General features: G+C 66.7%; 17 protein-coding genes. 11 read left to right on the top strand and 6 right to left on the bottom strand.

All coding sequences use genetic code 11. From position 1 onward, the window contains the following. Nucleotides 1-56: 56 nt before the first annotated feature. The 3 genes from ACIBW7_RS20350 to ACIBW7_RS20340 are packed head-to-tail and all read right to left on the bottom strand — an operon-like array spanning nucleotide 57 to nucleotide 3,157. On the bottom strand, nucleotides 57-803 hold the full coding sequence (locus tag ACIBW7_RS20350) for an SDR family NAD(P)-dependent oxidoreductase (RefSeq protein WP_063039187.1): 747 nt from the start codon (nucleotides 801-803) through the stop codon (nucleotides 57-59). Next, nucleotides 800-2,119: an acyl-CoA dehydrogenase family protein gene (locus ACIBW7_RS20345; RefSeq protein WP_397048409.1), complete on the bottom strand. Its 1,320-nt coding sequence runs from the start codon at nucleotides 2,117-2,119 to the stop codon at nucleotides 800-802. Before ACIBW7_RS20345 ends, ACIBW7_RS20350 begins: the two co-directional genes overlap by 4 nt. A gap of 18 nt (nucleotides 2,120-2,137) precedes the next feature. After that, the gene (locus tag ACIBW7_RS20340) at nucleotides 2,138-3,157 is read right to left on the bottom strand and encodes a phosphotransferase family protein (RefSeq protein ID WP_397048407.1); all 1,020 of its coding nucleotides are present in this window, start codon (nucleotides 3,155-3,157) and stop codon (nucleotides 2,138-2,140) included. An 84-nt stretch (nucleotides 3,158-3,241) separates the two neighbouring features. On the opposite strand from ACIBW7_RS20340, the gene ACIBW7_RS20335 reads away from it, so the two are divergent. The 7 genes from ACIBW7_RS20335 to ACIBW7_RS20305 all read left to right on the top strand — a co-directional run bounded on the left by ACIBW7_RS20335 (nucleotide 3,242) and on the right by ACIBW7_RS20305 (nucleotide 11,671). Next, nucleotides 3,242-3,901 carry a TetR/AcrR family transcriptional regulator gene (locus ACIBW7_RS20335; RefSeq protein ID WP_397048405.1) on the top strand — a complete coding sequence of 220 codons (660 nt, stop codon included), beginning with the start codon at nucleotides 3,242-3,244 and terminating at the stop codon, nucleotides 3,899-3,901. A gap of 77 nt (nucleotides 3,902-3,978) precedes the next feature. Next, nucleotides 3,979-5,211 carry a CaiB/BaiF CoA transferase family protein gene (locus ACIBW7_RS20330; protein ID WP_397048403.1) on the top strand — a complete coding sequence of 411 codons (1,233 nt, stop codon included), beginning with the start codon at nucleotides 3,979-3,981 and terminating at the stop codon, nucleotides 5,209-5,211. 419 nt (nucleotides 5,212-5,630) lie between these two features. Then, nucleotides 5,631-6,830: a cytochrome P450 gene (locus tag ACIBW7_RS20325; protein ID WP_397048401.1), complete on the top strand. Its 1,200-nt coding sequence runs from the start codon at nucleotides 5,631-5,633 to the stop codon at nucleotides 6,828-6,830. Nucleotides 6,831-6,835: 5 nt separating this feature from the next. Next, nucleotides 6,836-7,318 (top strand): VOC family protein, encoded by a 483-nt coding sequence (locus tag ACIBW7_RS20320; RefSeq protein WP_397048399.1) that lies wholly within the window; start codon nucleotides 6,836-6,838, stop codon nucleotides 7,316-7,318. After that, a complete protein-coding gene (locus ACIBW7_RS20315) occupies nucleotides 7,318-8,433 on the top strand; it encodes an acyl-CoA dehydrogenase family protein (protein WP_397048397.1) in 1,116 nt (371 codons plus the stop codon). The genes ACIBW7_RS20320 and ACIBW7_RS20315 overlap by 1 nt, the downstream gene beginning before the upstream one ends. A 465-nt stretch (nucleotides 8,434-8,898) precedes the next feature. Then, complete coding sequence (locus ACIBW7_RS20310; protein WP_397048395.1) at nucleotides 8,899-10,395, top strand: class I adenylate-forming enzyme family protein; 1,497 nt, start codon at nucleotides 8,899-8,901, stop codon at nucleotides 10,393-10,395. Nucleotides 10,396-10,417: 22 nt separating this feature from the next. Continuing rightward, complete coding sequence (locus ACIBW7_RS20305) at nucleotides 10,418-11,671, top strand: MaoC family dehydratase N-terminal domain-containing protein (protein ID WP_397048393.1); 1,254 nt, start codon at nucleotides 10,418-10,420, stop codon at nucleotides 11,669-11,671. A 96-nt stretch (nucleotides 11,672-11,767) separates the two neighbouring features. Here the strand turns inward: ACIBW7_RS20305 and ACIBW7_RS20300 are convergent, their stop codons facing one another. Then, entirely contained in the window at nucleotides 11,768-13,168 is a 1,401-nt protein-coding gene (locus ACIBW7_RS20300; protein ID WP_397049053.1) for a FadR/GntR family transcriptional regulator, read from the bottom strand. A gap of 231 nt (nucleotides 13,169-13,399) precedes the next feature. After that, on the bottom strand, nucleotides 13,400-14,188 hold the full coding sequence (locus ACIBW7_RS20295) for an SDR family NAD(P)-dependent oxidoreductase (RefSeq protein ID WP_397048391.1): 789 nt from the start codon (nucleotides 14,186-14,188) through the stop codon (nucleotides 13,400-13,402). Between the two features lie 149 nt (nucleotides 14,189-14,337). Here ACIBW7_RS20295 and ACIBW7_RS20290 point away from each other — a divergent pair, with 149 nt between their 5' ends. Together ACIBW7_RS20290 and ACIBW7_RS20285 are read left to right on the top strand one after the other, a co-directional pair. Continuing rightward, on the top strand, nucleotides 14,338-15,537 hold the full coding sequence (locus tag ACIBW7_RS20290) for an acyl-CoA dehydrogenase family protein (RefSeq protein WP_397048389.1): 1,200 nt from the start codon (nucleotides 14,338-14,340) through the stop codon (nucleotides 15,535-15,537). Continuing rightward, complete coding sequence (locus ACIBW7_RS20285; RefSeq protein WP_397048387.1) at nucleotides 15,534-17,063, top strand: AMP-binding protein; 1,530 nt, start codon at nucleotides 15,534-15,536, stop codon at nucleotides 17,061-17,063. The genes ACIBW7_RS20290 and ACIBW7_RS20285 overlap by 4 nt, the downstream gene beginning before the upstream one ends. Before the next feature lie 31 nt (nucleotides 17,064-17,094). Here the strand turns inward: ACIBW7_RS20285 and ACIBW7_RS20280 are convergent, their stop codons facing one another. Continuing rightward, nucleotides 17,095-17,466: a DoxX family protein gene (locus ACIBW7_RS20280; protein WP_397048385.1), complete on the bottom strand. Its 372-nt coding sequence runs from the start codon at nucleotides 17,464-17,466 to the stop codon at nucleotides 17,095-17,097. 109 nt (nucleotides 17,467-17,575) lie between these two features. Here ACIBW7_RS20280 and ACIBW7_RS20275 point away from each other — a divergent pair, with 109 nt between their 5' ends. Together ACIBW7_RS20275 and ACIBW7_RS20270 are read left to right on the top strand one after the other, a co-directional pair. Beyond that, nucleotides 17,576-18,211, top strand: a complete 636-nt coding sequence (locus tag ACIBW7_RS20275; protein ID WP_397048383.1) for a TetR/AcrR family transcriptional regulator — start codon at nucleotides 17,576-17,578, stop codon at nucleotides 18,209-18,211. A gap of 215 nt (nucleotides 18,212-18,426) precedes the next feature. Next, a complete protein-coding gene (locus ACIBW7_RS20270) occupies nucleotides 18,427-19,608 on the top strand; it encodes an ABC transporter substrate-binding protein (protein ID WP_397048381.1) in 1,182 nt (393 codons plus the stop codon). The last annotated feature ends 27 nt before the right edge of the window (nucleotides 19,609-19,635 follow it).

Genomic DNA, 19,635 nt, shown 5'->3' with positions numbered 1-19,635 from the left:
CGACATTATTCTCCACTGAGAATCCCAATTGCGCTGTCTGGCAATCGGGCCGGTCCTCAGTACAACCCGCCGTCCACCCGGATCAGTGCGTCGGTGGTGTAGCTGGAGGCGTCGCTGGCGAGGTACAGCGCGGTACTGATGATCTCCTCCGGCTTACCCGGCCTGCCGAGCGCACTGCGGGTGATGTGTCGCTTCTCCTCCGCCCAGGCCTTGGAGATATCGGTGAGGAACGGCCCCGCCGAGATGGTGTTGACCCGCACCTTCGGGCCGTACTCCTGGGCGAAGACGGTGGTCAGCACATTCAACGCGGCCTTGGCTCCGGCATACGGGCCGAATCGTGGTTGCGGCAGCAGTGCTCCCGAGGAGGAGATATTGATGATCGAGCCGCCGTCGCCGTCGGCCATGCGTCGCCCGATCAGCGACGCGAGCCGGAACGGGCCCTTGAAATTGACCCCGATCACCTTGTCGAACAGCTCTTCACTGGTCTCCTCCGAGGACGGCGCCAGCGGCGACATACCCGCATTGTTGACCAGGATATCGACCTTGCCGAACTCTTCGTACGCCGCGTCGGTCAGCCGGCCGAGGTCGTCCCAATGGCCGACATGCGCGGCGAACGGCAGGGCGCGCCGACCCAGCTCGCGGACCTCCTTGGCGGCCACTTCGCAGGCGTCGAGCTTGCGGCTGGTGATCACCACGTCCGCGCCCGCGGCGGCGAAGGCGCGCACCATTTCCAGGCCGAGGCCCCGGCTGCCGCCGGTGACAAGCGCGACCTTGCCGGTCAGATCGAAAAGCTGCGCCGTCATGCGTTCACCCCGCCGCTGAGGCTGTCGTCATTGATGATGTGCGCATAGCGCTTTCGCGCCTCGTCGAGCTTCGGCGGAATGTGCTCGCTGGGGAACAGTCCCTCGGCGGGCCGGTACTTCTTCAGCATCTGCTTGGCGACGGTGGTGCGGTGCACCTCGGTCGGGCCATCGGCGAGGGCGAGGTTCGGGGCCGCCATCCACCACTTCGCCAGCGGCAGTTCATTGGTGGTGCCGAGCGAGCCGTGCAGGTGCAGCGCGCGCTGGATGATGTCGTGCAGCACCTTGGCCATGGCGACCTTGCACATCGCGATCTGCGTGCGGGCGGCGCCGTGCGGCTGGGTGTCGATGATCCAAGCGGTGTTCAGCACCAGCAATCGATATTGCTGCAGTTCGATCCAGGAGTCGGCGATGAACTGCTGTACGGCCTGCTTGTCGGCGAGCAGGGTGCCCTGGGTGCGGCGGGAGATCACGCGCTCGCACATCATGTCGAAGGCGCGGGTGCATTTGCCCACGGTGCGCATGGCGTGGTGGACGCGGCCACCGCCGAGGCGGGCCTGCGCGACCTTGAAACCCTCGCCGGGTGCGCCGAGCATGGCGTCGAGCGGAACGCGGACTTCGTGGTAGCGGATGTAGCCGTGGATACCCTCGTCCAGGGCGTCGCGTTCATCCATGGTGCCGATATTGCGCTTGATCTCGATCCCGGGCGTCTCGGCCGGCACGATCAGCATCGACATGCGAGCGTGCGGCGCCGCGTCCGGATCGGTGACGGCCATGACGATCAGGAATGACGCGTACCGGGCGTTGGAGGAGAACCACTTCTCCCCGTCGATCACCCATTCGTCCCCGTCGCGCCAGGCGCGACAGACGAACTCCTTGGGGTCGGCGCCCGCCTGCGGTTCGGTCATCGAGAAGGTGGAGACGATCTCGCCGTCGAGCAGCGGCTGCAGATAGCGGGCCTTCTGCTCCTCGGTGCCGAACATGGCGAGGATCTCCGCATTCCCGGTGTCCGGTGCGGCCGTGCCGAAAACCGTTGGCGCCCAATAGGACCGGCCCAGGATCTCGTTGAGGTAGGCGAGCTTGACCTGACCGTAGCCCGGCCCACCCAGTTCGGGGCCGAGGTGGCAGGCCCACAGGCCCTGCGCCCGAACCTGCTCCTGCAATGGCCGCAGGATCGCGCGGGCCTTTTCGTTACCGGTGTCGTACGGGTCGCCGCCGTGCGGGAACAGCAGGTCGAGCGGTTCGACCTCCTTGCGCACGAACTCCGCGGCCCAGTCCAGCTTGGCCTGGAACTCGGGTTCGATCGTGAAATCCAGCATCGGTCCTCCGAAAGGGAATCAGTGGGTGAAGTAGGTGCGGGCGGCCATGAGCAACGGCGGGATGCCGTGGCGCATCCGTTCCACCCGCTCGGTGACCTGGCCGCGGCGCTCGGCGTTCTTGACCAGCAGCGCGGATGCGGCGGCCTGTTTGTAGCGGACCAGGGCGTCGAACCAGCCGAGGTCCGCGACCGGTGCGCCGCTCGCCGTCTCGTATACGGCGAGCAGTTCGCCGGGTTCGAGCGTCGGGGCCGCGGGCGCGACGGCCGTCGGATGCGCGGGATCGGACATCAGGCGCAGCCACGCCAGGTCCAGGCGCGGATCACCGACCGACCAGATCTCCCAGTCGATCACCGCCCGGATCTCGGTCCCGACGCACTGCATATTGCCCAGCCGCCAGTCGCCGTGCAGGAGCGCGGGCGGCAGCGGCTTCGGAATCGCCGCGGTGAGCAGTGTCCGGCACTCGAGTTCGTCGAGCTCCGCGTCCGGTTCGAGTGCACAGGTGGCGAAGGCCCGCTGCCACCGCTCGACCTCGGCGTCGAGGGTGACCGCTGGTTCGTCGATGCCCAATTCGGCGGGGCCGACGGTGTGCAGGGCCGCCAGCATGCGGGCGGCCGCCGCGGCCCGCGCGCGCACCTCGTTCGGAGCGGGGCGACGTTCGAGCGCGATATGGCGCGGTTCGTAACCTTCGCCGTCCGCGAAGGACATGACGAACAGCGGCGGGATCTGCGGCGGTGCGCCGACGTCGGAACCGAGCACCTTCGGCACGGCCACATCGGGTACCTCGGCGATTGCGGTGAGTGCGCGGGCTTGGCGCAGCACATCCCGGTTCCGGACGGGTTCGAGACCCGGCGGGGCGACCTTGACTACGACGCGAACCCGCTCGTCGGTCACCGCCGAATAGGTGAGGCTGGAGGTGCCGCCGGTCAGCTGCGTCAGGTCGTGCAGTGGACGGCCGATCGCCGCGGCCGCGCGACGCGCGATATCGGCGGGATCGGCAATACCGACCTTCGGTCCTACCACCTGTGACCCCTCGGCCATGCCCACTCCGTTCGACAGAACGCCATACCGCCGTGCAAGAAATTGATTCTGGTGAATCGGTATCCGAACAGTACACTCTTTTGTATGACGAGTCCACACGTCGAGGACGACCCGGTCGGTGGTGAATCTCTGGTGGCCCGAGCGGTGCGGCGGCGCACGGGAGATCGGTACGCGATCGCGCGGGATGAAGTGCGCCGACTGCTCGACGCCGGCATGGAGCTGATGCGTTCCGATCCGAACGGGAATCCGCGAATCGTCGAGATCGTCCGCCGGGCAAAGGTTTCCAATGACGCCTTCTATCGGGCATTCCGGAGCAAGGACGATCTCATGGCCGCGATCGCCGACGACGGGGCTCGGCGGTTGCTCGGCCATATCCGTCGCCGGTGCGCTCGGCACACCGACCCGGTCGACCAGGTCAGGGCCTGTATTCAGGTGGTTTTCAAGCAGGCGGCCGATCCGGAGGTGGCCGCGACGACCCGTGCGGTGCTGCGGAATACCTCCCGCGACGGTCGGTCGGCCTTCGGTGGTGTCGAGCTGCGCCGTCGGATCGCCGAGCTGCTCGCGGTGCCGCTCGGCGCGGGAGGGAGCCTGGATCCGGACCGTGACGCCATGGTCGCCGCGTGTGCGATCTTCGCCGTGATGGAGCAGTTCCTGTGGACCGAACGGGTGCCGACGGCCGCGGATGTCGAGCATCTCGTGGCCTGGATAGTGCCACCGGAGCCAGGGGTGACCGATGCGCTCTGACCCGGCACAACCTTGTGGTGTCCGTTGAATAGCGGATACTCTTCTTCAAAATACCGACGCTTAGAGGAGCTGGTTCGATGCACAAACCGATGCAGGGCGTGCGCGTACTCGAGGTCGCGCAGTTCACCTTCGTCCCGGCGGCGGGTGCTGTGCTCGCGGACTGGGGCGCCGACGTGATCAAGATCGAGCACGCGGAACGCGGTGATGCCCAGCGCGGACTGGTCCGGGTGCTCGGTTACGAGGCGAACAGTGCCGGGTCGTCGTTCTTCCCGATCATGGAGGGGCCGAACCGAGGCAAACGCAGTGTCGGTCTCGCACTGGAGAAACCGTCGGCGCGCCGGGTGCTGGAGGAGTTGATCCGCAGCAGCGACGTATTCCTCACGAACTTCCTGCCGGAGGCGCGAGCGAAACTGCGGATCGATCTCGAGGACGTGCGCGCGATCAATCCGGACATCATCTACGTGCGGGGCAGCGGCTTCGGTGTGCGCGGCGCGGAGGCGACCAAGGGTGGCTACGACAGCACGGCGTTCTGGGCGCGCGGCGGCAGTGCGGCCGGGGTGACCCCGCCCGGCGCCGACCGGATGACCCGGATGCCCGCCGGCGCCTACGGCGATTCGATCGGTGGCATGACCATTGCCGGTGGTATCGCGGCCGCGCTCTATTCGCGCAAGATGACGGGTGAGCCGTCGGTCGTGGACGTCTCGCTGCTCGGCGTCGGCGCCTGGGCGACGCAGTTCACGGTCAATCTCGCATTGATGAACGGTGGTCCGCTGCCGGTGAATCCGCCGCCGCGGCACGGGTCGGCCACGAATCCGCTCATCGGGGCGTATCGCACCTCGGACCAGCGGTGGCTCGAATTGTCGATGCTGCAGCCCGGCCGCTACTGGCCCGAGTTCTGCAGGCTGGCCGGTCGCGAGGAATTGGCCGCCGACGAACGCTTCGACAACACGGAGAAGCTGATGGCCAATGCGGCGCAGGCCGCCGAACTCGTCGCCGAGATCATCGCGGCGCGTCCCTTCGCCGAGTGGGTCGAGATCCTCGGCAGCGGCGAAGGGCAGTGGGCGGCGGTGCAGAACGCGTGGGAGGTCGGTCAGGATCCATCGCTACGTGCCAACGATCTGATCGCCTCGGTCGTCGATGCCGACGGCGTCGACCGCGAACTGGTTGCCAACCCGGTCCAGTTCGACGAAACGCCGGTAACCCTCACGCGGGCACCGCAATTCGCCGAACACACCGACGAGGTCCTGCTCGAGATCGGTCTCACCGAAGAGGAACTGATCGCGCTGAAGATCGACGGCGCGGTCACCTGATCGCCTCCGCATCGCAGGCAGGAAGAAGGAAAGTGTCCTCTTTCAAGCCGAACGTCCATCCCATGGGATAGCGCCCCGACTTGTCTCTGCCATCAAATAGGCTGCTAACTGCGAGTTATTCCAGAGGGTGACGAGCAAGAATTCGTCAACGCGAGGGCAAAAGAGGTTACGAAATAAGGGCTGGTCGGTATATTGGACCAGCACGACGAGTCGAGGCATGCCAGGTCATGGCATGCGCATGACGTACTACGAGGCTGCGACGCGGCACGGGTGCGGCCCTAACGCCCACCGGCCCGCGGAGACGCGAATACAGCGCCCGGCGCGGCGGCCTTCCAGAGAGGATCAGCGATGAGCGAGCGAGCAATAGGCACAGCCACGTCAGTGGTCATGACGGAGCTGCGCGACAGCGAGGCGCAGTCATGAGCACTGCACTCGAGTCCGAGGGCACCTATGAAGGTGTTCCCGCGTATCACTTCGACAATCGGCTCGGCGGTCCGGTCCTGAGTCATCAGCAGCGATGGGATGAAATCGCCCGCACCCATACCGGATTCCGCAGCACCATCGCGCGCGGGTACTGGGTCGTCACGGACGGCCGGGCGGTGCAGGAGGCGCTGCAGGACTGGCGAACCTTCTCGAACACCTCGGTGACCGCGCTCGAGCCGAATCCCCGGTTCCTGTGGATTCCGGAGATGCTCGATCCGCCCGTGCACACGAAATGGCGGCGACTGCTCGGCAACGACTTTTCCCCGAAGACCATCGCTGCCCGTGAGGAGGAGATCCGTCAGGTCGCGATCGAACTGATCGATCAGCTGAAGGACAGCGGCAGTGCCGATGTCCTGGACGAATTCGCCCGCCGGTTCCCGACCATCATCTTCATGCGGCTGGTCGGCCTGCCCGAGGCCGATCTGCCCATCTTCCTGGACTGGGTGCACGACATGCTGCACCTGACCTACGACGAGGATCCGGAGGGGACCCGACAACTCGCCGCGATGCGGGCCGTTTCGGACTACTTCGACGAGCAGATCGCACTGCGGCGCGAGGCCCCGCGCGACGATCTGCTCTCGCGGGCAATGAATTACGAGATCGATGGCGAGCCGATCAGCGATGCGGATATGCACGCCTTCTGCATTCTGCTGTTCCAGGCGGGTTTCGATACGGTCCCGATCTCCATCGGCTGGGCCCTCTATCACTTCGCCACCCATCCGGAACAGCGCGAAGCGATCATCGCCGACCCGTCGCTGATCGCGACGAGCGTCGAGGAGATCCTGCGGGTCTACTCGTTCGTGGTGCCCGCGCGCAAAGCTATGCAGGACACCGAGATCGGCGGCTGCCCGGTCAAGGCGGGCGAGATGGTGATGCTGCCGCTGGCGGTTACCAATCGCGATCCCGAGCGGTTCGAGAATCCGCTGGAAGTGGATCTGCACCGCACCGCGATCAACCACATCGCCTTCGGCTCGGGCCCGCACCGTTGCCTCGGCTCGCATCTGGCGCGCTTGGAGCTGAATGTCGCGGTCGAGGAGTGGCACAAGCGGATTCCGGAGTATCGGATCGTGGCCGGACAGGAGCTGTCGCAGCACGGCAACATGTACGGCATCCAGTCGCTGCGATTGGAGTGGTGACCGCCATGACGAATTCCCCTGTGACACAAATACTCCGCGCCGCGGATCTCTATCACACCGGGATCGTGGTGCCCGACATCGAGGAATGGAAAGTGCGGATGACCGAGCTCGCGGGCTACCGGTGGACCGCGACCCAAACCGCCGAAGTGCCGGTCCGGCTGGCCGACGGCGAGCGGGTGATGCAGCTGAGCTTCACGTATTCGCTCGACGCCCCACACATCGAACTGGTGCAGGAGATTCCCGGGACACCGTGGACGGCGGCGCCGCCGCACGTCGCGACGCACCATCTCGGCTACTTCTGCGATGACGTCGCGACCACATCCAAGCGGTTGGACGCGGCGGGTTTCGCCCTGGAGGCATGCGCGGTGATCGACGGCGAGCCGTCGATCTTCGCCTATCACCTGTCGCCGTCGGGTGTGCGGCTCGAGATCGTGGACCGGTCACGGATGCCGGATTTCGACGTCTACCTGCGCTCGAAGCTGCAGTGATGGCTTTCTCGTTCACGGCGGAGCAGGAAGAACTCCGCGCTACCGTGCGCCGATTCCTGGCGGACAAATCGCCGAGTGCGGCGGTGCGGCACTGGATGGAAACCGAACCGGGCCACGATCGCGCGGTGTGGCAGCAGATGGCCGAGCAACTCGGCCTGCACGGCCTGGCACTGCCGGAGGAGTACGGCGGTTCCGGCGGGGGGCCGGTCGAGCTGGGCATCGTGCTCGAGGAGATGGGGCGAGCGCTGCTGCCGTCGCCGTATTTCGCGACTGTCGCACTCGCCGGTCAGGCGCTCGCCAGTTGCGGTGACGACGCGGCCAAGGCGCGCTGGCTACCCGCGCTCGCCGACGGCTCGCTGACCGCGACACTGGCGCTGGCCGAGGAGAGCGGCTCGTGGCGGCTCGCGGACGTCACCACCGTGGCGGCGCGGGCGGGTGAGGCCTGGACCCTGTCCGGCGCCAAAATGTTCGTCGTGGACGGCGACCTCGCCGATCTGCTGCTCGTCGTGGCAGGCGGCGAGGCCGGACTCGCACTGTTCGCCGTGGACGGAACCGCGGCCGGGGTGACCAGAACCCGGTTGGAGACACTCGATCCGACCCGCCGGCTGGCCAGGATCGACCTGAACGACGCTGTGGCGCAACGGATCAGCCCGCCCGCCGATGCGCCGGGGTACCTACAGGGCGTGCTCGATCTCGCGGTCGTCGCGCTGGCCGCCGAACAGGTCGGGGTGGCACAGGCATGTCTGGACGCCGCGGTCGAATACGCCAAGATCCGGGTTCAGTTCGACCGGCCGATCGGCTCGTTCCAGGCCGTCAAACACAAGTGCGCGGACATGCTGCTCGAGGTCGAGGCCGCACGCTCGGCCGCCTACCATGCCGCGACCGTGGCAGCCGCCGGTTCGACCGAGCTGTCGTCGGCGGCGGCATTGGCGGCGGCGTACTGCTCGCAGGTCGGCACCCATGCGGCCAAGGAGAACATCCAGATTCACGGCGGCATCGGATACACCTGGGAGCATGACGCGCACCTGTATCTGAAGCGGGCGAAGTCGTCCGAGCAGCTGTTCGGCGGCCCGGCTTCGCATCGGGCGCGGCTCGCCGACCTCGTCGGAATCTGAGCGGACCGGGCCGGGGACCTCGAATGGTGGTCGCCCGGCCCGGAATCCGTACTCCGCCAAGTCTTCTCGTAGTGGGCATCGGTACGGTCATCTACCGCCCATCAATATCGGTGCCCTGAAATGGATCGCTGAGCGATAGCCGTCGATGGTGTCGCGTTGGTTTGCCATCTATCCCATCTGGCGTCTCGATTGACTGATTCGTGCCCGAATCATGTGGCACAGGGGAATTCTGTAACGAACCTCGGCACGTTCACAATCACGGATGTGATCTATCAGGCTCCCTGGTTGTCTGTTCGATCCAATAAATCAGTGTACTCTTATCTCGACGGTGAGCTCGTGGACTCGATCTCCGCGCACACGGAGTGGTCCGAGCAACGCACCCGATGCGGCGTTATCGCACGGAGTCGAACACCATGACCAACGTTCTCGCCGAGCAGGTGCTCGGCCTTCCGAAAGGCTGATCACATGGGAATTCGCGACCGACTGTCCCTGTTGCTCGCCGAGGCGCCCGCCGATGCCGAGGCCATCGAGCACGAGGAGCGCTGGTGGACCTGGGGCATGGTCCAGGAGACGGCGCGGGTGGTGAACGGTGCGCTCGATGCCGCGGGTCTGCACGCCGACGCCCGCGTGGGCGTTGTGTTGGAGAACCGGCCCGAACACGTCGCGGTGGTCGCCGCCGTGATCGCGTCCGGGCGCTGTGTGGTGATGCTCAGTCCGCTGCAGCCCGCAGCCCGACTCGCGGCCGATATCGCCCGCTGCGAACTCCCCGTCGTCATCGCCGGGGCGGAGGCGCTGGCCCGTGCGGGTGTACTCGCCGCGGTGACCGCGCACGGTCTCGCCGTGGAACTCGGTACCGACGGTGCACTGCGTCCGGCGGGTGGTAGTGCCGCACCCGACGCGCCGACCAATCCGGGCGTGGCCGTCGAAATGCTCACCTCCGGCACGACCGGTCCGCCGAAGCGGGTGCACCTGCGGGTCGGACAGCTCGACCACGCCCTTGTCTCGGGTGGGCAGACGCCGAAGCCGGGACGGTTGCTGACGCGGTCGGCGGCACTCGTATCAGCGCCGCTGGTGCATATCGGCGGACTGTGGCGGGCGCTTGCCTGCCTGGCCACCGGGCGGCGCATGATCCTGATGCCCAAATTCGCCCTGGAGCCGTGGCTGCGCGCGGTGGAACGCCACGAACTGCGGGCGGTGAGCTTGGTGCCCGCAGCCCTGCGCACCGTGCTGGAGGCCGATGTGCCCAAGCAGCGGTTGGCGAGCCTGCAGGTGGTCACCTCCGGCACCGCGCCCTGCCCGCCCGAACTCGCCGACGCGTTCTTTCAGAAATATGGTCTGCGTGTCCTGATGACCTATGGCGCAACCGAATTCGCCGGTGCGGTCGCCGGGTGGACGCTGCCGATGCACGAGCAGTGGTGGGATCGCAAGATCGGCAGTACCGGGCGCGCCTTGGACGGCGTCGAGCTCCGGGTGACCGACGAGAACGGCGCCGAACTGCCGACCGGGAAGACCGGGCGGCTCGAGGTCCGCACCGAGCAGACCGCGCAGGGCGGCACCGTGTGGGTGCGCACCAGTGATCTGGCGAGGATCGATGCGGACGGTTTCCTGTGGATCGAGGGTCGTGCCGATGACGCCATCATCCGCGGCGGCTTCAAGGTGCAGCCGGAGACGGTTCAGCGCGTGCTCGAAGCGCACGATGGGGTGCGGGAGGCAGCGGTCGCCGGTCTGCCCGATCCGCGGCTCGGTGCGGTGCCGGTGGCGGCGGTCGAAGTCGAACCCGGACGCACGCCGCCCGCGGTTGCCGAACTGGTCGCCCTCTGCCGTACTCAGCTGATGCCCTACGAAGTGCCCGCGCACATCCTCGTGCTCGACGCATTGCCGCGCACACCGTCGAGCAAGGTGAGCCGCGTGGAGCTACTGGACATCGTGCGAGCCCGGCTCGCCGAACGCACGACGGCCTGACCGCAACGATCGAGGAGGATCTGTGACGAGCACCGAGGACAAGCCCGCCGAACAGTTCGGCGTGCTGACCGACCAGGCGATCGAGCGGTCCCGCCGCCGTCTCGGCATACCGAATCCGCAGCGCAATCCGCCGCACAACTTCCAGGTGACCTGGGATGGCGTGCGCCACTTTGCATTCGGCTACGGTGACGACAACCCGCTGTACTGCGATCCGGACTACGCGGCGCAGACCCGCTGGGGTTCCTTGATCGCGCCGCCGACCTTCCTCTACACGATGGGCGAGGATGCCGCACCGAAGCCCGACGCCGAAACCAAGGCACTGCTGAAAGGCGACCCCTTCGCCGGGCTCGGCTCGTATCAGGCGGTAATGGAATTCGAGTGGTGGCAGCCACTGCGCCTCGGGGACCGCAGCCGGGTGCTACAGACCCAGGTCGGCGTCCAGCCCAAGCGCAGCAGCTTCGGCGGCCGCACCGCGCACGTCACCCAGGATTACCTGTACACCAACGGATCCGGTGAGATGCACGCTGTGCGGCGCGGCACCTGGATCAATGCCGAGCGGCACACCTCGAGTAAGCGGGCCAAAGAGAAACTGGAGCAAACCCCTTATACGCCAGCACAACTCGCCGAAATCGACGCGGCGTACGCGGCCGAGACCAGGCGCGGCGCCGAACCGCGCTACTGGGAGGACGTCGCGGTCGGCGAGGTGGTGCAGCCCAAGGTGAAGGGGCCGCTGACCACCACCGATGTGGTCGTCTGGCATCTGGGCTGGGGTATGCAGCTCACCCCGCCGGGCGCATTCAAGATCGCCGCGAATATCCGGCGTAAGGCTCCCGGCCTGTACCCGGCCAACGGGTTGAACATCCCGGATACCGTGCAGCGTCTGCATTGGGAACCCGCGCGGGCACAGGAACTCGGGCTGCCGAACTCCTACGACTACGGCGGCATGCGTGAGACCTGGCTGTGCCATCTGCTCACCGACTGGGTCGGCGACGACGGCTGGCTGTGGAAACTGCGTTGCGAGCACCGCAAATTCAATTACATCGGCGACACCACCTGGGTGCGCGGCACGGTCGTCGACAAGCGACAGGTGGACGGGCGCAACGAGATTCACCTCGAGGTGCGCTGCGAGAACCAGCGGGGTGAGATCACCACACCCGGTACCGCCGTCGTGCTGTTGCCGACGCGGGATCGCGCCGTCGAACTGCCGGCACCACCCGCTCCGGATCTGGACGGCATGGTGGCCCACGAACTGGCCCGGTTCAGCGTCAGCGGTTGAGCCGGACCCGGCGGCCGGGACGCGGACAACGCCGGTGGTCGGCGTCCCGGCCGTCGAAACGTCAGTGGCGCTGCGGAGTTCGGTCCGGCTGGAGGTTCAGTGCCACCAGGGAGCGAGTGCGTCGAGGTGGCGGCGCATGCGGTGCCGGGCGATTCCGGCATCGCCCTGGACGATCGCGTCGAGGATGAGCTGGTGCACGTGCTCGACCTCCTCGGCGGCGGTGTCGCCGGGCAGCGGCTGATCATGTCCGGCCGCGTGGCGGCGGAACAGTTCGGTGATGATCGACAGGAACAGCGAAAGCACCGGATTGCCTGCCAAATCGGCCAACTCGGTGTGGAAGAGGTCGGCCTTGCGCGGGTCGTCGGCCGGACCCTCGGTCGGCCACCGGACCGCCGCCGCGAGACGTTGCGCCACTTCGTTGTCGCCGTCGGCGTAGCGGGCGGTCACCCGGGCGACGATGCCGAGTTCGATGGCATTGCGGACGATCCGCAGATCGTCGGCGGTGACGCCTTCGTATTCGAGGAACAGCGCCATCGTGTCGATACTGGCCTGCGGTTCGGGTTCGGTGACGACCAGTCCACCGCCCGGTCCGCGGCGCATCTGGGCGACCGCATGGTATTCGAGCAGGCGGACGGCCTCGCGCAGCACCGCTCGGCTGATCCCGTAGCGGGCGAGCATATCGGTTTCCGAGCCGAGCACCATGCCGACCTGCCAGCCGCGCGCGGCGATATCGTCGTGGATCCTGGCGGCGACCACCTCGGCCAGCTTGGCCCGCGGCCCCTCGACCATTTCGGGCTCGATCACATTGCCCGCGACCCGCGGCCCGCGACGCACCCGGTGCTTTTCGATCCAGGCCGCCACCGACTCCAGGTGTGCGGTCAGATCGGTCTGCGCCCGCGCGCCGTCGCCATCGATGACGGCATCGATGATGGCCCGATGCGCGATGCGCGAGGTCTCCTTGGAGCTGAGAATCTCGGTCTTCGAGAGTCGGCGCGAGGTGTTCGCGTATCGTGCGGTGAGGCGGGTCAGCACGTCGATGAACAAGTGCAGCACCGGATTTCCGGATAATTCACCCAGCATCGGATGCAGCGGATCCTGCGACTGAACCCCCGGTTCGTCGGCATGCCGGAGTTCGAATTCGAGGGCCGTGCGCAGGGTTTCGATACCCTCCTCGCTGATCCGCTCCGCGGCCAGACCCGCGGCAATCGGCTCGAGCAGTAACCGGGCCTGGAGCAGATCCGACACACTGGTGCCGACGTACTCGAGGTAGATCACCATGGCTCGCGTCGCGGGCCCCGCATCGGGAGCGCAGATGAACAGGCCGCCGTTGGGACCGCGCCGCATCTTGGCGACCTGGTGATGTTCGACCAGCCGCACCGCCTCGCGCAGCACCGCGCGGCTGACCCCGAAGCGTTCGCGTAGGTCCACCTCGGATCCGAGGGACTCACCGACCGGCCAACCGCGGCGTATCACATCCGCCTCGATACGATGGGCGATCTGGGCCGCGAGTTTGCCGACCGGTGCGCCGGTCTCGACGGTGGTGAGGTCGGAGTCCTGCTCGCTGTCGGCGGGCTCGACGTCGACGGCAGTCACTATGGGCCAACTCCTCAATGCGGACTTTGCGGATCCTCAGTCTACTGGCCGGTTGGCCAAAAGTGCGTGCGACGTGCGGGGGAAAGTAGTGAGTGACGCGATTAGGGCCACTGTTTGTCACTCGCTCACCGGGCGTCAAGCGCCCAGCATCTGCAATCCACCGCTGACCGCGATCAACTGGCCGGTCATATAGCGCGATCCTGGTCCGGCCAGGAATACCATGACGGGCCCGAGGTCGGCGTACGGATCACCGAGTTCGCCGCGCAGTGGGATGGTCTCCCGAAGGCGTTCGGCGAGCGCGGCCGAACCCGCGGGGCCGAGATGCTCCCGGAACCGCTCGGTGCCGGGGGTCTCGACCGCTGGTGCGAGTGCGTTCACGGTGACGTCGAACTTTCCCCACGCCGCGGCCGCGGACCTGGTCCACGCCTGCACACCGGCCTTCGCCGCCGCGTAGTGCGGCGCGAGCGGATTTCCGCGAATCGCCTCGCCCGAACCGAGATTGATGATTCGCCCGCCGGTGTCGCGCATGTGCTCGAACGCCGCCTGGTTGGAGACGATCGTGGTCCGGAGATTGGCGTCGAGGACGTGATCGAACTCGTCGTCGGTCAGCGTCTCCGGGGTACTGGCCTGCCAGACGCCCGCCGCGCTCAGCAGGATATCGAGTCCGCCGAGGATCGCCGTCGCCGATTCGAAGGCGGCCGCGACGGCAGCGCGGTCGCGCGCGTCGCAGGACAACCAGTCGCAGCGCCCCTTCAACTCGTCCGGCGGCGGCGTGTGGTGGAAGAGGCCGACGACACTGGCGCCGGCGTCCAGGAAGGCGGCAACGGCCGCAGCGCCTACTCCGGTGGCCGCACCGGTCACCACGGCGCGGCGGCCGGTGAGCGGGCGGCCCGCCGCGACCTGGTCCTCTGGGGGCGTGCTCATCACGGATCCTTTCACTTGATAAGGAGTATACTCTTTTTGATGCTCGATCAAGATATGTCGCGGAGAATGGTGTGATTCTTTGGTTGAGCAGCGGGTTAGAGTGGCCCCATCGCGAGGTTGTGGTGCCCGACGATGAGGAGTAGATAGCGATGCAGCTGGAGTCCACGCCGGAACTCGAAGCGTTCCGCAAGAAGGTGCGGGCATTCGTCGCCGAGCACGCGCCGGGAATCAAGACCCACACCGGTGTGCGCGCGCCCGAGTCCGAACTCATGCCCGCGATCCGCGAGTGGACCGCGAAGCTGTTCGACGCGGGCTTCCTCGGCATCAACTGGCCGGCCGAATACGGTGGTCGGCCCGACGCGCATCCGCTCGAACCGTTCATCGTCGTCGAAGAGATCACCCGCGCCCGCACCTGGCAGCCCATCGGTGCGGCCGCGCTCGCCTCGGCCGCGGTGATCGAATTCGGCACCGACGAGCAGCAGGCGCGCTTCCTGCCCCGCATCCGCACCTGCGAAGACGTGTGGTGCCAGCTGTTCAGTGAGCCGGGCGCGGGCAGTGATCTGGCGGCATTGCAGACGCGGGCGCGGCTCGAGGGTGAAGGTGATGACGCGGTATTCGTCATCGACGGTCAGAAGGTATGGACCACCAACGGGCAGCACGCCGATATGGGATATCTGCTCGCGCGCACCGACCGCGATGCGCCGAAACACAAGGGCATCACGGCATTTGCGCTCGATATGCGCAGTCCGGGCGTCGATATCCGGCCGCTGCGCGAGATCACCGGAACCACCGACTTCAATGAGGTATTCCTCGACGGTGTCCGGATTCCGGTGGCGAATGTGATCGGTCGGGTGGACGACGGCTGGCGGGTGGCGATGAGCAGCCTCGGACACGAGCGCTCCGGCGTGGCCGCGCGCGGGGTGGAGTTGTTCGCCGCGCTCGACGATCTGCTGCGGCTGGCCGGTGCGACATCGGTCGGCGGCAGGCCCGCACTGGAGGATTCCGCCACGCGGCAGGCGATCGGCGAGCTCGCGACGCGGGTCTATGTCAACGCGGCAATGGTCGGCCTCGCCCAGTCCCGGATGCTGCACCACACCGAACAGCCCGCCGACGCACCGATCGGGAAGATCTTCTTCAGCGAACTCAATTACGACCTGGTCGAATTCGGGATGCGGCTGCAGGGCACGGACGGGCTGCTGACCGAGGCCGATCCGGATGCGGTGGCGGCGGGCTGGTGGCAGGACGCGCACCTGTATTCGCGTGCCTACACGATCGCCGGTGGTGCGAACGAGATCCTGCGGACGCAGGTCGCGGAGCGGGGACTGGGGCTACCTCGGGAATCCCGGTGACAACCGGCGAGATCCGGACGCTGATTTCGGAGATCGAGCGCGGCGCCGCCGAGCGCGGGGGAGTGCCGGTGGTTTTCGCCGGAGCTGAGCGGACGGTTTCGACGACACTAGGTGAGTTGGTGTCCGACGCGACGCGGGTGGCGGGTGCGTTGCAGGGGCTCGGGGTGGGGCCGGGCGATATCGTCGCCGTGCAGCTGCCGAACTGGTACGAGGGCGCGGTTGCACAGACCGCCGTCACACTGTGCGGTGCGGTGCTGCTGCCGATCGTATTGAGTTATGGCCCAAGGGAACTCGGCTTCATGCTGCGGCGTTCCGGCGCGCGCGTGCTGCTGGCGCCCGGTGTCCGTCGCGGTCGCGACCATGCGGCAATGATCGCGAGCCTCGGCGAACTGCCTGGGCTACGTGTTGTCGTGGTGGATGAGCAGGCGGCGGAGGGGATGATCCCGTTCGGCGATCTCACCGCCCACCCCTACCTGCGCCCCGAGGTTCGCCCATCCGATCGTGCGTTGCTCGTCTACACCTCGGGGACGACGGCCGATCCGAAGGGCGTGCAGCACTCGCATTCGTCACTACTGGCCGAGCTGGATTCGCAACTGACACTACGCGAAAGCGGGCACGCGGCCAGGCATCTGGCGTTGTTCCCCGCCGGACACGTCGCCGGACTGCTCGGGCTACTGCGCATCCTGATCCACGGCGACCAGACCGTTGTGCTCGATGCCTGGCAGGCCGCTCGGGCGGCCGCGCTGGTCGACGAATACGGCCTGACGTCCGGTGTCGGTGCGCCGATATACCTCGCCGGATTACTCGACGAACGTGACCGCGGCGCCGCATCTCTCGCGACATTGCGCGAGTTCCTCGTCGGCGCCGCCGGGGTAGCGCCCGCGCTCATCACTCGTGCCGATCGCGCCGGCATCGCCGCATTCCGTTCCTACGGCTCCAGTGAGCATCCGACCATCAGTTCGGGGCGACCGTCGGATCCGCTGATCAAGCGGGCCAATACCGACGGGCGCGTGACCCATGGCAACCAGGTGCGCCTGGTAGACGAGGACGGCATGGATGTGCCGGAGGGTGAGATCGTCACCCGTGGCGGCGAGCTGTTCCTCGGCTACACCGATCCGGGACAGGATGCCGGAGCGTACCTCTCGGGCGGTTGGTTCCGCACCGGCGATATCGGCCGCCTCGACGCCGACGGCTATCTGACTATCACCGACCGCAAGAAGGACATCATCGTTCGCGGCGGGGAGAACATCTCGGCGAAGGAGGTCGAGGACGTCCTCGCGCAGCACCCGGCGGTTGCCGAGGCGGCCGCGGTGGGCTTACCGGATGAGCGCTACGGCGAGCGGGTCTGCGCCGTCGTCGTGCTGCGCGCGGACTGCGCGCTGGATCTCGACGAAATCGGAAGGCATTTCGCCCGAACCGGTTTGGCCCGGCAGAAGACACCCGAGCGGCTCGTCATCGTCGACGAACTGCCCCGAACGGCCGCGGGCAAGGTACAGAAGTTCGTACTGCGCGAGCGGATGCGCTAGCCGCGCATCCGCTGGCGATCAGCTGGTGGCGTCACAACGAGTAGGGGCCGAACCGGCCCCACGCGATCACGGCGGCAAGTACGAACAGCACCACGCTGGGCGCGATCTCGGCCCATTCGCTGCGGCGCGCGTGCGTCAGGGCGGCGCCGATCATGATGATCGCGACACCGACCGCGGCGATCGGGGTGAGTACCGGGACGATTCCGGTGAGCGCGGGCAGCACGAGGCCGAGTCCGCCCACCACTTCGACCGCGCCGATCGCCTTCACCTGCTGATCGGTGAAGCTTTCGACCCAGGACATTTTGGCGGCGAGTTTCTCGCGGGGCTGGGCGAGTTTCCCGGCGCCTGCGGCTACCAAGACCACGGCCAACAGGCCCTGCAGGATCCAGAGGAAGACGTTCATCGAGAACTCCTAGTCAATCGCTCGACCGGAGGGCGGTGAGCGGGCAAACACGAATAGAATCAAAAGCGGACTTTACCCCGCTTTCATTCCCGGCGGTAACTTGGAACTCGTGGAACCGACCGCGCTACACCTTGGCCCGCCGCGTAACGAACGCGGCGATGCCGCACGTAATCGACGACATCTGCTGGATGTGGCGCGCCAGTTGGTCGACGAACTCGGCGTCGAAAAAGTCACGATGGATGGACTGGCCGAACGAGCCGGACTCGGCAAGGGCACGGTGTTCCGCCGATTCCGGACCAGGGCGGGCATTTTCCACGCCCTGATGGACGAGGACGAAAAAGCCTTCCAGCAATCGGTACTTTCGGGCCAGCCGCCACTGGGCCCCGGCGCCGACCCGATCCAGCGATTGATCGCCTACGGCCGAGCTCGCCTGGACTTCCTGTTCGATCACATCGCGATCGCCCGCGCCTCCCTGGACGCCAACCAGCCGATCCCCGTCGGCGCGGCCACCATCTCCCAATTCCACATCCGCATGCTGCTGAACCAGGCGCACGTCGACACTCCGGATGCCGACGTCCTCGCCATCCAGCTGACCGCAGCCTTGGAAGCCCCCGTCCTGCTCTATCTGCAGACCACGACCGCAGCGGATACCGCTTACGCGCGACAGCAATTAGCTGATGGCTGGCAGCGCCTGGTCGAACGAATTGCCACGTCGAACCCGGTGGACGCCAGGGGGATTCGATAGCCGACCCGGCATGCGGTCGGATGGGCGACCCGCCGTTAGCGGCCTGTTCTCGCATGCTGGGAGCTTGCCGTCCGATGAACTGACCAATCCCGGCAATCCCCGATGCAATACGCTAATTCAGGATACTCTAATGTTCTAGGTGGCGGCAGGTGGTGCAGCAATGCCGAGGTAGTGCGCGCTCTCCGTACCTCATCGAACAATATGAGGAGACTGCAATGGCGCAGATAAGACGTAGCTGGATCGCTGTCGCGACTTCGATAGCGGCGTTGACGCTGGCGATGACGGGATGCACATCCGGCGGGTCGGACAGCGGCGACATCCAGGTGATGGCCATCGGCACCGTCGAGTCGGCGGCGCTGTCGCTTCCGGACGCGGCAGCGGCCATGAAGGCGCATGTCGCACAGATCAACGACGCGGGCGGAATCAAGGGTCGCAAGATCAATCTCACGGTCTGCAACGACAAGTTCGACCCCAACACCGCCGCGGACTGCGCCAGGCAGGCTGCTTCGAAGCGCGTCGTCGCGGTGCTCACGCATTACGAACCCTTTGCGCCGCAGGTGATTCCGGTGCTCGAAGCGGCGAAGATTCCCTATATCTACAACGCTGTCACCGCCGATGTCGACGGACAGAGTGCCGTTTCGTTCCCCCGTGACTCCGGCATCATGGGCGTCTACGGCACGCTCGGAATCGAACTGGGCAAGGCCGGGTGCAAGAGGGTCGGCGCCGTGGTCAATGCGACGTCGAACACCATTCTGGGCGCCCAATGGCTCGAACGCGGGCTTGCCACCAAGGGAGCCGCAATGGTGCAGGTTTCGGTCGGGCAGACCCAGCCGGACTTCGCCGCACCGGTGGCGAAACTGCTGTCGCAGGACATCGACTGTCTCGTTCCGGTGACTGCGCCGGATCAAGGCCCGAAAGTCGTTGGCGCACTGAATCAGTCGGGTCGGCACGTCCAATTGGGTGCGGTCAGCTCAGAATTCGGTTCCACCGCACTGACGGCAATGGGTGCCGCGGCCGAGGGGATGATCATCGTCGGACAGGAGTACCGGCCCACCGACACCTCGGTGCCCGCGGTCCAGGAAGTCCTCGACGGAATGCACAGGTATCAGCCCGATGTGCCGGTCACGACCAAGTTCGCGATCTCCGGCTGGGCCGCGGTGACCGCCCTGCAACAGCTTCTGGAGAGTCTCCAGGGAGCGATCACCAGCGCCACCGTGCTCGACGCCCTGGCGAAGCACGCGCCGGACACCAAGCTCTATGCCACGCACGCCTACGGTGGCACCGTCCTGGTCGCCCAATATCCGCGGATCGTGAACTGGGACTATCTGACCTGGACCGTGCGCGGCGGCAATGCCGTGCTCGACCGGCCGACATTCACCACGATGTCGGGTCTGTGACCATGTCCGAACTATTGGAATGTCGCG

The sequence above is a fragment of the Nocardia sp. NPDC049526 genome, from assembly GCF_044465765.1.
Taxonomy (GTDB): domain Bacteria; phylum Actinomycetota; class Actinomycetes; order Mycobacteriales; family Mycobacteriaceae; genus Nocardia.
This window is presented reverse-complemented; position numbering and strand designations above follow the sequence as displayed.

Coding starts and splice junctions, on each gene's coding strand:
- ACIBW7_RS20350 (WP_063039187.1), bottom strand. CDS start 803: ATGACGGCGCAGCTTTTCGATCTGACCGGCAAGGTCGCGCTTGTCACC.
- ACIBW7_RS20345 (WP_397048409.1), bottom strand. CDS start 2,119: ATGCTGGATTTCACGATCGAACCCGAGTTCCAGGCCAAGCTGGACTGG.
- ACIBW7_RS20340 (WP_397048407.1), bottom strand. CDS start 3,157: ATGGCCGAGGGGTCACAGGTGGTAGGACCGAAGGTCGGTATTGCCGAT.
- ACIBW7_RS20335 (WP_397048405.1), top strand. CDS start 3,242: ATGACGAGTCCACACGTCGAGGACGACCCGGTCGGTGGTGAATCTCTG.
- ACIBW7_RS20330 (WP_397048403.1), top strand. CDS start 3,979: ATGCACAAACCGATGCAGGGCGTGCGCGTACTCGAGGTCGCGCAGTTC.
- ACIBW7_RS20325 (WP_397048401.1), top strand. CDS start 5,631: ATGAGCACTGCACTCGAGTCCGAGGGCACCTATGAAGGTGTTCCCGCG.
- ACIBW7_RS20320 (WP_397048399.1), top strand. CDS start 6,836: ATGACGAATTCCCCTGTGACACAAATACTCCGCGCCGCGGATCTCTAT.
- ACIBW7_RS20315 (WP_397048397.1), top strand. CDS start 7,318: ATGGCTTTCTCGTTCACGGCGGAGCAGGAAGAACTCCGCGCTACCGTG.
- ACIBW7_RS20310 (WP_397048395.1), top strand. CDS start 8,899: ATGGGAATTCGCGACCGACTGTCCCTGTTGCTCGCCGAGGCGCCCGCC.
- ACIBW7_RS20295 (WP_397048391.1), bottom strand. CDS start 14,188: ATGAGCACGCCCCCAGAGGACCAGGTCGCGGCGGGCCGCCCGCTCACC.
- ACIBW7_RS20290 (WP_397048389.1), top strand. CDS start 14,338: ATGCAGCTGGAGTCCACGCCGGAACTCGAAGCGTTCCGCAAGAAGGTG.
- ACIBW7_RS20280 (WP_397048385.1), bottom strand. CDS start 17,466: ATGAACGTCTTCCTCTGGATCCTGCAGGGCCTGTTGGCCGTGGTCTTG.
- ACIBW7_RS20270 (WP_397048381.1), top strand. CDS start 18,427: ATGGCGCAGATAAGACGTAGCTGGATCGCTGTCGCGACTTCGATAGCG.